Genomic DNA, 12,354 nt, shown 5'->3' on the forward strand with positions numbered 1-12,354 from the left:
TCGACGCCAGCGACGCCAGGACCGAGCCGCTCCGGCGGATTCTCAGGAAGGACAGCCAGCATGACAGCGACCAGGAACCCGTACTTCGCCCCTCGTGGTGGTCTGCCGGGGCAGACCGAGCTCACGACCAATCGGGCCATGTTCACCGAGGCCTACGCCGTGCTGCCCAAGGCGACGATGACCGACATCGTCACCAGCAACCTCCCCTTCTGGGAGGGGACGCGGTTGTGGGTCATCGCGCGCCCGCTCTCGGGGTTCGCCGAGACCTTCTCCCAGTACATCGTGGAGGTCTCGTCGGGAGGCGGCAGCCGCCAGCCCGAGTCCGACCCGTCGGCCGAGGCGGTCCTCTTCGTCGTCGAGGGCGTCCTCCTACTGACGATCGGCGAGGCGTCGCACCGGCTCGAGCCGGGTGGCTACGCCTTCCTCCCTCCGGGTGCGGCATGGACCCTGCACAACGAGGAGGCCGAGCCGGCTCGCTTCCACTGGATCCGCAAGGCGTACCAGCGGGTCGACGGGATCGACGTGCCGGAGGCGTTCGTGACCAACGAGCGCGACGTGGAGCCGCTCCCGATGCCCGACACCGGCGGCGCGTGGACGACGACCCGCTTCGTCGACCAGACCGACGTGCGGCACGACATGCACGTCAACATCGTCAACTTCGAGCCCGGGGGCGTGATCCCGTTCCCGGAGACGCACGTGATGGAGCACGGGCTCTACGTCCTGGAGGGCAAGGCCGTCTACCTCCTCAACCAGGACTGGGTCGAGGTCGAGGCCGGGGACTTCATGTGGCTGCGTGCGTTCTGTCCGCAGGCCTGTTACGCCGGTGGCCCCGGTCGCTTCCGGTACCTGCTGTACAAGGACGTCAACCGGCACGTGCAGTTGAGCCGGCAGTTCGTCTGATCCCGCGCAGGTGGCCCGTCGCGTTGAGCCGCAGCAGCGCGACGGGCCACCGAGGTCTCTGCCCGGATCGGGGCAGTGACCGGAAGCGCTCGTGCGGCGCTGCAGGGCTTCGGGAGGTTCGTTGCTGGCGAGCACCAGGTCCCCCTGGAACCATGCGAGCAGCGCCGGACGCCGCCACCGCCGGGGCTCCGGCCGCGGTCACCGCCGTTGACGCCGCCGGCCGGTCGGCTGACGCCGGCTACCCCGACCCCGAGGCCGCCGGGAACCGCTGTCACACGTGACCCGCCCGGCCCCGCAGGTCGACCTTGGAGATCTTGCCGGCGGCGTTCCGCGGCAGGTCGTCGGTGACGACGACCTCGCGCGGCACCTTGTAGTTGGCCATGCGCTCCCGGCACCAGGCGATGAGAGCGTCGGAGGAAGGGGACTCGCCGCGACGCGGGATGACGTAGGCGCGGCCGACCTCGCCCAGCCGGAGGTCGGGCACGCCGACCACCGCGGCCTGGGACACGGCGGGGTGCTGGGTCATGATGCGCTCGATCTCGGCCGGGTAGGCGTTGAAGCCGCCGACGATGAACATGTCCTTGAGCCGGTCGGTGATGTGCAGGTAGCCGGCGTCGTCGAGGAAGCCGACGTCCCCGGTGTGCAGCCAGCCGTCCGGATCGACAGCTTCCGCGGTGGCCTCCGGGTCGTCGAGGTAGCCGGTCATGACGTTGGTGCCGCGGACGCAGATCTCCCCGGGCGTGCCGGGCGGACAGACTCCACCGGCCTGATCGCGGATCTCCACCTGCACACCGGGCAGCGGCCGGCCGCTGGTCTGCTCCACCACCTCGTCGGGATCATCGAGGGAGCACATGGTCACCGTGCCGCTGGACTCGGTGAGCCCGTAGGCGGTCAGGACCTGCCGGAAGCCGAGATCGGCCCGCATCCGCCGGATCAGCTCTCCGGGGACCACCGACGCGCCGGTGACCGCCAAGCGCAGGGAGCCCGTGTCCCGGCCCGGGCGGGCGGGGGAGTCCATGAGCATCGCGTAGACCGTCGGCGGCCCCGGCAGCCAGGTGATCCGCTCCCGCTCGATGATCTCCAGGACCTGCGCCGGGTCGAACTGCGGCAGGGGCACCAGGGTGGCGCCGGCGAGCAGGCAGGTGAGGATGCCTGCCGCGTAACCGAACGTGTGGAAGAACGGGTTGGCGGCCAGGGCGCGGTCGTCCGGACCCACGCCGAGCCCGCGCGCGTAGGCGGCGAACACCTCCAACAGCTGTCCTTGCCCGAGCATGGCGCCCTTGGGCCGGCCGGTCGTCCCGGAGGTGAACAGGATCGAGCTGATCGCACCCGGCGTCACCTCGTCGGCCACGCGGTCGGCCTCGGCCCGCCCTGCGTCATCGACGGTGGCGGTGAGCTGGGTCCAGCCGATCGCGCCCGGCGTTGGCGCGTTCCCCAGCTCGACCAGCAGTCGCAGCGCAGGCAATCCGGGCACCGGTGCCGTCCCGTCGGCGCCCAGCATCGCCGCGTAGTCCAGGCCGAGGAAGCCGGACTCGGTCAGCAACGCGACCGCGCGGGTGCGGGCCAGTAGATCGCGCGCCTCCTCGCCCTTGTACCGGGTGTTCACCGGAACCACGGCGACGCCGAGGTGCTGCAGCGCCAGCGCCGCGGCCACCCACCGCTCCGAGTTCGGCGCCCAGATCGCCACCCGGTCACCGGGACGCACTCCACGGTGCAGCAACGCAGCGGCCACCGTGCGGACCTGGTCGAGCAGGTCTGCGTAGGTCCAGCGGACCGTGCTGGTGACCACCGCTTCGGCGTGGGGGCGGGCGGCCGCCATCCGACGCAGCAGTGCGGGGACGGTGTTCTCGGCGGACGCACCCATGACACCTCCGGAGGGGATCGGGGAGTGATCACGGTAGGGCGGCTGCGGCCCTGCTCGGTGCAGGTCCCGCTCAGTGGGCGCGATCGGGGCCATCACGTCCTCTGGTGCCCAAGATGCCCACCACGCCCACTCACCGGTCCGGCGCCCGACCCTGTCGCGGTCCGGTTCCTACGGTCCGGTGGACGGCTGGCGGTATCGAGGAAGGGGACCGGTGACCGACAAGCGGATGACCGAGGACGAGGTGGTTGCCGAGCTGCGCTCGGGCATGACCATCGGGATCGGGGGATGGGGGTCGCGGCGCAAGCCGATGTCGCTGGTGCGCGCGATCTGCCGCTCGGACCTGCAGGACCTGACCATCGTCTCCTACGGCGGGCCCGACGTGGGTCTGCTCCTGGCCGCCGGCAAGGTGAAGCACCTCGTCTTCGGGTTCGTCTCGCTGGACTCCGTGCCGCTGGAGCCGCACTTCCAGGCCGCCCGCCAGAACGGCACGGTGACCGTGAGCGAGTGGGACGAGGGCATGCTCCAGTGGGGGCTGTACGCCGCGGCGTCCCGGCTGTCGTTCCTGCCGCTGCGGTCGGGTCTGGGTTCCGACGTCCTGACGGTCAACCCGGACCTGAAGCGGGTGACCTCGCCCTACGAGGACGCCACCGAGTACGTGGCCGTGCCGGCGCTGCCCCTGGACGCCGCCCTGGTGCATCTGAATCGCGCCGACGCCGCCGGCAACGGCCAGTACCTCGGGCCCGACGCCTACTTCGACGACCTGTTCTGCGGGGCGGCCGGGCGCGCTTACCTGTCCTGCGAGCGGGTCGTGCCGACCGCGGAGCTGACCGCGGCCGGTCCGGTGCAGTCGCTGCTGATCCGCCGCTCGGAGGTCGCCGGCGTCGTGGAAGCCCCCAACGGCGCGCACTTCACCACCTGCGAGCCGGACTACGGCCGGGACGAGGCGTTCCAGCGCGAGTACGTGCAGGCCGCTCGTGACCCCGAGACCTGGGCCGCGTTCCACGACCGCTATCTGTCCGGCGACGAGCAGGCCTACCAGGCCGCTGTGACCGCGAACGCCTTGGAGGCAGTGCGATGAGCGTGCAGACCGACGTCCGTACCGAGGTCGACCCGGCCACGGTCACCCGCGCCGAGGTCTGCATCGCCGCGTGTGCCGACGCATGGCGCGGCGACGGCGAGATCCTGGCCAGTCCGATGATGACGGTGCCCACGATCGCGGCCCGCACCGCCCGCGCCACCTTCGAGCCGGATCTGCTGCTCTCCGACGGCGAATCCCGGCTGTACACCGGTACCTGGGCCATCGGCGAGACGCCGCCGCTCGACCGGGTCGAGGGCTACGTCCCGTTCCGCCGGATCTTCGACATCCTCTGGTCGGGCAAGCGGCACGTGATGATGAGCCCGAGCCAGGTGGACCGGTTCGGCAACGCCAACATCTCCGCGCTGGGCGAGTTCGCCCGTCCCAGCCGGCAGCTGCTGGGCGTGCGTGGCGCGCCGGGCAACACGGTCAACCACCCGACCAGCTACTGGATCCCGAAGCACTCGACCCGGGTGTTCGTGGAGCACGTCGACATGGTCGCCGGCGTCGGGTACGACCGGGCCCGGGCCGAGGGCGGGGACGTCGAGCGGGACGTGGAGATCCGCCGGGTGGTCACCAACCTCGCCGTGCTCGACTTCAGCGGTCCGGAGCGCGCCATGCGGCTGGCCTCGGTGCACCCAGGGGTCACCGTCGACCAGGTGGTCGAGGCCACCGGCTTCGCGCTCGACGTGCCGGCCGAGGTGCCCGAGAGCCGTCTGCCGACCGCCGAGGAGCTCCGGATCATCCGCGAGGTCGTCGACCCGCGCGGTCTGCGGGACAAGGAGGTCCGCGCGTGACGGTCACCCCGCACCCACGGCTGCGCACCCGGCTCACCGAGCTGACCGGCGTCCGCTACCCGGTCGTGCAGACCGGCATGGGCTGGGTCTCCGGGCCCGAACTCACCGCCGCCACCACCGCCGCCGGCGGGTTGGGCATCATCGCCAGCGCGACCCTGTCGGCCGACGACATGCTCGTCGCCATCCGCACCGTCAAGGAGCGCACCGACGCGCCATTCGGCGTGAACATCCGCGGGGACGCGCCCGACGCGATGGACCGTGCGCGGACGCTGATCCGCGAAGACGTGCGGGTCGCTTCCTTCGCCCTCGCCCCCAAGGCCGACGTCATCGGCGTGCTCAAGGACGCCGGCATCGTCGTCATCCCCTCGATCGGCGCCCGCCGGCACGCCGAGAAGGTGCAGGCCATGGGCGCCGACGCGGTGCTCGTGCAGGGCGGCGAGGGCGGTGGGCACACCGGCCAGGTCGCCACCTCCCTGCTGCTGCCGCAGGTCGTCGACGCCGTCGACATCCCGGTGATCGCCGCGGGTGGGTTCTTCGACGGCCGCGGACTGGTCGCCGCCCTGGCGTACGGCGCCGAGGGCATCGCCATGGGCACCCGCTTCCTGCTCACGTCCGACTCCACCGTCCCGGCGCAGGTCAAGCAGGCCTACCTGGACGCCGGGGTCGACGGCACCGTGGTCACCGACGCCATCGACGGCGTGCCGCAGCGGGTGCTGCGCACGCCGATGGTCGAGCAACTCACCGCGGGTCGGCGGCTGTCCCGGCTGCCGTCGTCGGTGCGCAGTGCCGTCGCCCTCAAGCGGGAGACCGGCGGCTCCTGGCCGGCGATCGTCCGCGAGGGACTGGCCATGCGGAAGAACCGTGAGCTCTCGTGGGACCAGGTGCTCATGGCCGCCAACACCCCGATGATGATCCGCACCGGCATGGTCGACGGCCGCGTCGACGTCGGCAGCCTGGCCAGCGGCCAGGTCGCCGGCCTGATCGACGACCTGCCCAGCTGCGCGGAGCTCGTCGACCGCATCGTCGCCCAGGCCTCCGAGGTGCTCACCGGCCTGACCGCTCCCACCCAGGAGGTGGCCGGTGTCTGACCCCTGCGTGTCCGTTCCCGCTCCGCCGGCCGGTCACAGCCTGCTGGCCGGGAAGACGGTCCTGATCACCGCCGCGGCCGGCACGGGAATCGGCTCGGCCACCGCCCGCCGCTGCCTGGAGGAGGGCGCCCGTGTTGCGATCAGCGACCGGCACGAGCGCCGGCTGGCCGAGACCGCCGAACTCCTGGCGAAGGAGTTCGACGCGGACGTCGTCGCCATCCCGTGCGACGTCACCGACCAGGTGCAGGTGACGGCCCTCGTCGAGGGCGCCCTCGCCGCGTTCGGCTCGCTCGACGTGCTGGTCAACAACGCCGGCCTCGGCGGGACGGCGAGCATCCTGGAGATGACCGACGACCAGTGGTCCTCGGTCCTCGACGTGACGCTCACCGGCACCTTCCGGATGACCCGGGAGGTGGTGCGACACATGGTCGACCAAGGCTCGGGCGTCATCGTCAACAACGCCTCGGTCGTCGGCTGGCGCGCTCAGCAGGGGCAGGCCCACTACGCCGCGGCCAAGGCCGGCGTCATGGCGCTGACCCGCTGCACCGCCATGGACGTCGCTCGGCAGGGTGTCCGCGTCAACGCCGTGGCCCCCAGCATCGCCATGCACGCGTTCCTGGCCAAGGTGACCAGCGATGAGCTGCTGGACCGGCTCAGCGACTCCGAGGCGTTCGGCCGCGCGGCCGAGCCGTGGGAGGTCGCCAACGTCATCGCTTTCCTGGCCAGCGACTACTCCAGCTACATGACCGGCGAGGTCGTGTCCGTCAGCAGCCAGCACCCATGAGGAAGGAATCGATGGACACCGGGATCCGGTTCGAGCGGGCGGATGCCAGCGGCGTGGCCGAGGTCGTCATGGACGCTCCGCCGGTCAACGCGCTGACCGTGGCCGGCTGGTACGCCGTCGCCGATGCGCTGACGGAGGCCGGCCGTGACCCGGCCACCCGCGCCGTCGTGCTGCGCGCTGAGGGCCGCGGCTTCAACGCGGGAGTGGACATCAAGGAGGTGCAGGCCAGCCCGGACCACTCGGCGATCATCGGCGCCAACCGTGGCTGCTACGCCGCCTTCGCCGCCGTCTACGACTGCCCGGTGCCGGTGGTCGCCGCCGTGCACGGCTTCTGCCTGGGCGGTGGCATCGGTCTGGTCGGCAACGCCGACGTCATCGTCGCATCGGATGACGCCACCTTCGGCCTGCCCGAGGTCGACCGTGGCGCACTCGGCGCGGCCACCCACCTGTCCCGGCTGGTCCCCCAGCACCTCATGCGGGCGATGTTCTACACCTCCGCCACCGCGTCTGCTGCGCAGCTGCACGCCTTCGGCTCCGTCTGGTCCGTCGTCCCCCGCGCTGACCTGCGGGGCACGGCCTTCGAGGTCGCCGGGCAGATCGCGGCCAAGAACCCGACGGTGATCCGCGCCGCCAAGGAGGCGCTCAACGGCATCGACCTGTGGGACGTCAAGCGCAGCTACCGGTTCGAGCAGGGCTTCACCTTCGAGCTCAACCTGTCCGGCACCGCCGACGAGGTGCGCGAGGGCTTCGGCTCGGGAGGTGGTCGCTGATGGACCTCACCTGGTCACCGGCCGAGGAGGCGTTCCGGGACGAGGCCCGCACCTGGCTCGATGCCAACGTGCCGCGCGGACTGCCCTCGGGCGACACCCGCGAGGGTTTCACCGCTCACCTGGAGTGGGAGCGGAAGCTGTTCGCCGACCGCTGGGCGGTCGTCTCCTGGCCCGAGCGCTACGGCGGGCGCGACGCTTCCATCTGGGAGTGGCTGATCTTCGAGGAGGAGTACTACCGGGCCGGGGCCCCGCAGCGGGTCACCCAGAACGGCATCTTCCTGCTCGCCCCCACCGTGTTCGAGTTCGGCACCCCCGAGCAGCAGGACGAGATCCTGCCCAGGATGGCCGCGGCCGAGCAGCTGTGGGGCCAGGGCTGGTCCGAGCCCGGCGCCGGCAGCGACCTCGCTGCCATCAGCAGCCGGGCGGACAAGGTCGGCGGCGGCTGGCGGATCAACGGGCAGAAGACGTGGACCACCCGCGGCGCCTTCTGCACGCACCTGTTCGGGTTGTTCCGCACCGACCCCGAGGCATCCCGGCACGCCGGGCTCACCTACCTCCTCGTGCCGCTGGACACCCCTGGCGTGACCGTCCGCGGCTTCGGCCGGCTCGACGGGGACGAGGGCTTCGCCGAGGTGTTCTTCGACGATGTCGTCGTCCCCGATTCCGCGGTCCTCGGCGGGGTCGGCCAGGGCTGGTCGGTGGCCATGGCCACCACCGGCTCCGAGCGCGGGCTCACCCTCCGCTCACCGGGCCGGTTCCTCGCGGCCGCCGAGCGGCTCCGGGCGCTGGCCGTCGAGCGGGCCGGTTCACTCTCCGCCTCGGCCCGCGACGGCGTGGTCGAGGCACACCTGCGCGCCGAGGCCTACCAGCTGTTCACCCTCGCCCAGGTGACGGATCTGGCGGAGGGGCGCAAGGCGGGCGCGGAGTCCAGCCTCAACAAGCTGTACTGGTCCGAGCTCGACATCGCCCTGCACGAGACGGCGTTGCAGCTCCTCGGGTCCGACGCAGAGGTCGACGGCCCCTGGAGCCGCGGGCACATGTTCTCCCTCTCGGGTCCGATCTACGCCGGGACCAACGAGATCCAGCGCTCCATCGTCGCCGAGCGCCTGCTCGGGCTGCCCCGGAAGTGACCCGATGAGATTCGCTCCCACCCCTGACCAGCTCGAGCTCGCCGGCGCCGTCCGCGAACTGCTCGCCGACGCCTGCCCGCCGGAGGTGGTGCGCGCCGCCTGGGGCCCGGAAGGGGACACGGGCCGGACGGCGCTCTGGCGGCAGCTCGCGGACCTCGGCCTGCTCGGTGCCATGGTGCCCGAGGACGTCGGTGGGCTCGGGCTCACCGAGGTCGACCTCGTACCGCTGTTCGTGGAGGTCGGCCGCGCCGCCGTGCCGCTGCCCGTCGCCGAGACCGTCGCCGTCCTCGCGCCCGTGCTGGCCGGGGTCGGGTCGACCGACCTGGCCGGGCTCGTGGCCGGTGACCTCGTGGGTACCGCGGAGCTGGCCGGCTCGGGCATCCTGCCGTGGGCCGGCTGCAGCGACCGGGCGCTGGTGCGTTCGGGCGCGGAGCTGCGGTTGGTCGACCTCACCGGCGTGGATCTGGCGCCGGTGGTCACCGTCGACGGCAGCCGGGCAGCCGCGCGCACCCCGTCGGTCGCCGGCACCTCCGTGACCGCGGATCCGGCGGAGCTCGAGCGGGCCTGGCTGCGCGGCGCCCTCGCCGCCGCCGCGCAACTGGTCGGCCTCGCCCACCGCCAGCTCGACCTGGCGGTGGCCCACACCCGCGAGCGCAAGCAGTTCGGCGTCCCGGTCGGCAGCCAGCAGGCGGTCAAGCACCTGCTCGCGAACGTCCTGCTGGACCTGCGCTTCTGCGTGCCGGTGGTCCAGCGGGCCGCCGTCTCGCTGGCCTCGGGGGCCCCCGAGGCGCGGGCGCACGTCGCCGCGGCCAAGGCCATGACCTCGGAGATGGCCGGGCGCACTGCCCGCAGCACCATCCAGGCGCACGGCGCCATCGGCTACACGGTCGAGTACGACCTGCACCTCTACGTGAAGCGCTCCTGGGCGCTGGCCGCGTCCTGGGGGGACGTCGCGCACCACCGCGCCGTCGTCGCCGACTCCCTCGGCCTGCCGCCCGCCGTCGACCCGTCCGCACTGCCCTGGGAGGCCGCACGATGACCGAACCGCAGCCGCCGGTCCTGTACGAGGTGGTCGACTCGATCGCCTACGTGACGCTCAACCGGCCCGAGTACCGCAACGCGCAGAACTCGGCGATGACCTACGCGCTGGACCAGGCCTTCTACGACGCCGCGGCCGACGACGAGGTGAAGGTCGTGGTGCTCCGCGCGGCCGGCAAGCACTTCAGCGCAGGCCACGACATCGGAACTCCTGGCCGTGACGTCGACACCTCGTTCGACCGCAGGGCCGGGCTGTGGTGGGACCACGTCGGCAAGTCCGGGGCGGAGCTGCGGTACGCCCGCGAGTCCGAGGTCTACCTGGGCATGTGCCGGCGCTGGCGGGAGCTGCCCAAGCCGGTCGTCGCCCAGGTGCAGGGCGCCTGTATCGCCGGCGGGCTGATGCTCGCCTGGGTCTGCGACTTCATCGTCGCCTCCGACGATGCCTTCTTCGCCGACCCGGTCGTGCGCATGGGCATCCCGGGGGTGGAGTACTTCGCCCACCCGTGGGCGATGGGCACGCGTCAGGCCAAGGAGTTCCTCTACCTGGGCGAGCGGATCGACGCCGCCCGGGCCCGGGAGTGGGGGATGGTCAACCGGGTCGTGCCGCGCGAGCAGCTGGACGCCGAGGTCGCCGACCTGGCGGCGCGGATCGCGACCATGCCGCGGCTCGGGCTCGCGCTGACCAAGAAGGCCATCAACCAGGCCGAGGACCTGATGGGCCAGCACGCCGGGATGGATTCCGTCTTCGGGCTGCACCACGTCGCCCACGCCCACAACGCCGAGGTCGGCGCGGACTCGCTCGGCGGGCACGACGCCCGCTCGATGCGCGACGCCCGCCGCTCCGCCGAGACCCCGCAGGAGACCGCGTGACCGCCCGTTCCGTCATCGTCACCGGCGCCGGCCAGGGCCTGGGCCGCGCGCACGCCCTCGCCCTCGGCGCGGCGGGCTTCGACGTCGTCGTCAACGACGTGGGCGAGGCCGCCGAGGTCGTCGCGCAGGAGGTCCGCGATGCCGGCGGCAGCGCGGTGGCGCACGCCTGCGACGTCGCCGACTGGGACGCCGCCGCGGGGCTGATCGGTGCCGCGGTCGACGCCTTCGGCCGGCTGGACGCCCTGGTGAACAACGCCGGCATCGTGCGCGACCGGATGCTGGTCGGGATGAGCGAGCGCGAGTGGGACGACGTGCTGCGCGTCGACCTGAAGGGGCACTTCTGCCCGCTCCGGCACGCCGCCGCGCACTGGCGCGAGCGGTTCAAGGCCGGCGAGCAGGTGGAGGCGCGGATCGTCAACACCAGCTCCGGTGCCGGCCTCATGGGCAGCGTCGGGCAGGGCAACTACGCGGCCGCGAAGGCCGGCGTCGTGGCGATGACGCAGGTCGCCGCGGTGGAGCTGGCCCGCTACGGGATCACGGTCAACGCCCTGGCCCCCGCAGCGCGCACCCCGATGACCGAGGCGGTGTTCGCCCAGACGATGGCCAAGCCCGACGAGGGCTTCGACGCCATGGACCCGGCCAACGTCTCACCGCTGGTCGTGTGGCTGGCGTCGGCGGAGTCCGGGTTCGTCACCGGCCAGGTGTTCGAGGTCGAGGCCGACCGGGTCGGGATCTGCGACGGCTGGCGGTTCGGCCCGCGCCGGGAGGCCGGGCGGCGGTGGCGCCCCGACGAGCTGGGCGAGGTGGTCAAGGACCTGCTGGCCGAGGCGGTGCCGCCCACCCCGGTCTACGGCGCATGACCGCTGGTACCTCGCAGGACGTGACCTTCCGCGCGGAGGTCCGCGACTGGCTGGAGGCGCAGCTGTCCGGTGAGTTCGCCGGGCTGCGCGGCAGCGGCGGTCCGGGGCGCGAGCACGAGCACCTCCAGGAGCGCGCCGCGTGGGAGCGGCGGCTGGGGGAGGCCGGCTGGATCGGGATCGGCTGGCCCGATCCCCGGTACGGCCGGGCGCTGAGCCTGCAACGCCAGGTGATCTTCCACGAGGAGTACGCGCGGGCGGCGGCGCCCGGCCGGCTCGGGCACATCGGCGAGCAGCTGCTGGTCCCCACGCTGCTCGCCAACGGGACCGAGGAGCAGAAGGAGCGCTTCGTGCCCGGCGTGGCCGCCGGGGAGGTCATGTGGTGCCAGGGCTACTCCGAGCCCGACGCCGGCTCGGACCTGGCCAACGTCGGCACCCGTGCGGTGCTCGACGGCGACCGCTGGGTGGTGACCGGGCAGAAGATCTGGACCTCGCTGGCGCACGTCGCCGACTGGTGCATCGTGATCGCCCGCACCGAGCCGGGATCGCAGCGGCACGCCGGGCTGTCGTTCCTGCTCGTCCCGATGGACCAGCCCGGTGTCACCGTGCGGCCCATCGTGCAGCTCACCGGGACGTCGGAGTTCAACGAGGTGTTCCTCGACGGCGCGGTCGCGGCGGCCGGCGACGTGGTGGGGGAGCCCGGCCAGGGCTGGCGGGTGGCGATGAGCCTGTTGGGCTTCGAGCGCGGGGTCTCGACCCTCGGGCAGCAGATCGGCTTCGCCCGCGAGCTCAAGGCGATCACCGCCCGGGCGCGGGAGAACGGCGCGGCCGACGACCCGGTGCTGGCCGACCGGATCGTCTCGGCCTGGGTCGACCTGCAGGTCATGCGGCACACCGCGCTGCGCACGCTCGGCAGCGACGCCGCGCGCGAGGCGCCGTGGGCGGCCAACGTCTCCAAACTGCTGTGGGCGAACTGGCACCGCCGGCTCGGTGAGCTCGCGATGGCGGTGGAGGGCGCCGCCGCCGTGGTGACCTCCGGGCTGCCCTACGAGCTCACCGACGAGCAGCGGCTGTTCCTGTTCAGCCGTGCCGACACCATCTACGGGGGATCGAACGAGGTGCAGCGCAACGTACTGGCCGAGCGTCACCTCGGACTGCCCCGCGATCGTGCCTGAGGAAGC

The 12,354-nt window shown here is 72.6% G+C and carries 12 protein-coding genes; 11 read left to right on the forward strand and 1 reads right to left on the reverse strand.

All coding sequences use genetic code 11. The features are described 5' to 3' along the window. Positions 1–60 precede the first annotated feature (60 nt). Entirely contained in the window at positions 61–900 is an 840-nt protein-coding gene (locus D0Z06_RS15495) for a bifunctional allantoicase/(S)-ureidoglycine aminohydrolase (RefSeq protein ID WP_117378455.1), read from the forward strand. A 271-nt stretch (positions 901–1,171) separates the two neighbouring features. On the opposite strand, the gene D0Z06_RS15500 is transcribed toward D0Z06_RS15495, so the two are convergent. Next, on the reverse strand, positions 1,172–2,764 hold the full coding sequence (locus D0Z06_RS15500; RefSeq protein ID WP_117378457.1) for a FadD3 family acyl-CoA ligase: 1,593 nt from the start codon (positions 2,762–2,764) through the stop codon (positions 1,172–1,174). 211 nt (positions 2,765–2,975) lie between these two features. Between D0Z06_RS15500 and D0Z06_RS15505 the strand changes: the two genes are divergently transcribed. The 10 genes from D0Z06_RS15505 to D0Z06_RS15550 are packed head-to-tail and all read left to right on the forward strand — an operon-like array spanning position 2,976 to position 12,348. Next, positions 2,976–3,842 carry a CoA transferase subunit A gene (locus D0Z06_RS15505; protein ID WP_117378458.1) on the forward strand — a complete coding sequence of 289 codons (867 nt, stop codon included), beginning with the start codon at positions 2,976–2,978 and terminating at the stop codon, positions 3,840–3,842. Continuing rightward, positions 3,839–4,636, forward strand: a complete 798-nt coding sequence (locus D0Z06_RS15510) for a CoA-transferase subunit beta (protein ID WP_117378459.1) — start codon at positions 3,839–3,841, stop codon at positions 4,634–4,636. Before D0Z06_RS15505 ends, D0Z06_RS15510 begins: the two co-directional genes overlap by 4 nt. Beyond that, the gene (locus D0Z06_RS15515) at positions 4,633–5,724 is read left to right on the forward strand and encodes an NAD(P)H-dependent flavin oxidoreductase (RefSeq protein ID WP_233517722.1); all 1,092 of its coding nucleotides are present in this window, start codon (positions 4,633–4,635) and stop codon (positions 5,722–5,724) included. Before D0Z06_RS15510 ends, D0Z06_RS15515 begins: the two co-directional genes overlap by 4 nt. Then, positions 5,717–6,508 carry an SDR family oxidoreductase gene (locus tag D0Z06_RS15520; protein ID WP_199522342.1) on the forward strand — a complete coding sequence of 264 codons (792 nt, stop codon included), beginning with the start codon at positions 5,717–5,719 and terminating at the stop codon, positions 6,506–6,508. The genes D0Z06_RS15515 and D0Z06_RS15520 overlap by 8 nt, the downstream gene beginning before the upstream one ends. A gap of 11 nt (positions 6,509–6,519) precedes the next feature. Further along, the gene (locus D0Z06_RS15525) at positions 6,520–7,278 is read left to right on the forward strand and encodes an enoyl-CoA hydratase family protein (protein ID WP_117378461.1); all 759 of its coding nucleotides are present in this window, start codon (positions 6,520–6,522) and stop codon (positions 7,276–7,278) included. Next, complete coding sequence (locus tag D0Z06_RS15530; protein WP_117378462.1) at positions 7,278–8,408, forward strand: acyl-CoA dehydrogenase family protein; 1,131 nt, start codon at positions 7,278–7,280, stop codon at positions 8,406–8,408. The genes D0Z06_RS15525 and D0Z06_RS15530 overlap by 1 nt, the downstream gene beginning before the upstream one ends. A gap of 4 nt (positions 8,409–8,412) precedes the next feature. Then, the gene (locus tag D0Z06_RS15535) at positions 8,413–9,447 is read left to right on the forward strand and encodes an acyl-CoA dehydrogenase family protein (RefSeq protein ID WP_117378463.1); all 1,035 of its coding nucleotides are present in this window, start codon (positions 8,413–8,415) and stop codon (positions 9,445–9,447) included. Beyond that, the gene (locus tag D0Z06_RS15540) at positions 9,444–10,316 is read left to right on the forward strand and encodes an enoyl-CoA hydratase (RefSeq protein WP_117378464.1); all 873 of its coding nucleotides are present in this window, start codon (positions 9,444–9,446) and stop codon (positions 10,314–10,316) included. Before D0Z06_RS15535 ends, D0Z06_RS15540 begins: the two co-directional genes overlap by 4 nt. Continuing rightward, on the forward strand, positions 10,313–11,176 hold the full coding sequence (locus D0Z06_RS15545) for an SDR family oxidoreductase (RefSeq protein WP_117378465.1): 864 nt from the start codon (positions 10,313–10,315) through the stop codon (positions 11,174–11,176). Before D0Z06_RS15540 ends, D0Z06_RS15545 begins: the two co-directional genes overlap by 4 nt. Further along, a complete protein-coding gene (locus D0Z06_RS15550) occupies positions 11,173–12,348 on the forward strand; it encodes an acyl-CoA dehydrogenase family protein (RefSeq protein WP_117378466.1) in 1,176 nt (391 codons plus the stop codon). The genes D0Z06_RS15545 and D0Z06_RS15550 overlap by 4 nt, the downstream gene beginning before the upstream one ends. Positions 12,349–12,354: the final 6 nt, after the last annotated feature.

The organism is Geodermatophilus marinus (assembly GCF_003428645.1).
In the GTDB taxonomy this organism is placed as follows: Bacteria; Actinomycetota; Actinomycetes; order Mycobacteriales; family Geodermatophilaceae; genus Geodermatophilus.

What these genes read in the sequence shown, in the direction of transcription:
- D0Z06_RS15495 (WP_117378455.1), top strand. Translation starts at nt 61, where the DNA reads ATGACAGCGACCAGGAACCCGTACTTCGCCCCTCGTGGTGGTCTGCCG.
- D0Z06_RS15500 (WP_117378457.1), bottom strand. Translation starts at nt 2,764, where the DNA reads ATGGGTGCGTCCGCCGAGAACACCGTCCCCGCACTGCTGCGTCGGATG.
- D0Z06_RS15510 (WP_117378459.1), top strand. Translation starts at nt 3,839, where the DNA reads ATGAGCGTGCAGACCGACGTCCGTACCGAGGTCGACCCGGCCACGGTC.
- D0Z06_RS15525 (WP_117378461.1), top strand. Translation starts at nt 6,520, where the DNA reads ATGGACACCGGGATCCGGTTCGAGCGGGCGGATGCCAGCGGCGTGGCC.
- D0Z06_RS15530 (WP_117378462.1), top strand. Translation starts at nt 7,278, where the DNA reads ATGGACCTCACCTGGTCACCGGCCGAGGAGGCGTTCCGGGACGAGGCC.
- D0Z06_RS15535 (WP_117378463.1), top strand. Translation starts at nt 8,413, where the DNA reads ATGAGATTCGCTCCCACCCCTGACCAGCTCGAGCTCGCCGGCGCCGTC.
- D0Z06_RS15540 (WP_117378464.1), top strand. Translation starts at nt 9,444, where the DNA reads ATGACCGAACCGCAGCCGCCGGTCCTGTACGAGGTGGTCGACTCGATC.
- D0Z06_RS15550 (WP_117378466.1), top strand. Translation starts at nt 11,173, where the DNA reads ATGACCGCTGGTACCTCGCAGGACGTGACCTTCCGCGCGGAGGTCCGC.